We start from the raw sequence: 475 nt of genomic DNA, 5'->3' as shown, positions 1-475 counted from the left end.
GCCCGGCGAGAACGGCCTCGATCTCACCCGGCTCCACCCGGAAACCACGCACCTTCACCTGGTCGTCCACACGCCCGCCGAAGACCAGCTCCCCATTGGCCGTCCAGGTGGCGAGGTCGCCGGTGCGATACATCCGCCCGCCGGTGAACGGGCACGCCACGAACCGCTCCGCAGTCAGCCCCGGACGGCGCAGATAGCCACGCGCAAGCCCGGGACCCGCTACGTACAGCTCGCCCGCCACGCCCTCGGGCACCGGCCGCAGGAACTCGTCCAGCACGAAGACCCGTGTGTTGGCGATCGGCCCACCGATCGACACTGGACCGGACGGCTCCAGGGGCGCGCTCATCGTCGCGCATACGGTGACCTCGGTCGGCCCGTACGCATTGACCATCCGACGACCCGGCGCCCACCGCTCCACCAGCCCCGGCGGACACATCTCACCCGCCACCACCAGCGTCCGCAGACTCCCCGGCAG

General features: G+C 71.4%; 1 protein-coding gene. It reads right to left on the bottom strand.

The window, feature by feature from the left end; translation table 11 throughout:
- Positions 1-475 (bottom strand): AMP-binding protein (locus NP777_RS47245; RefSeq protein WP_256656378.1); only part of this gene is annotated, 475 nt, incomplete at both ends.

It is taken from the genome of Streptomyces rugosispiralis (assembly GCF_024505145.1).
GTDB classification, from domain to species: Bacteria; Actinomycetota; Actinomycetes; order Streptomycetales; family Streptomycetaceae; genus Streptomyces; species Streptomyces rugosispiralis.
The sequence above is the reverse complement of the archived record's forward strand: the minus strand, read 5'-3'. Positions and strand labels throughout refer to the sequence as shown.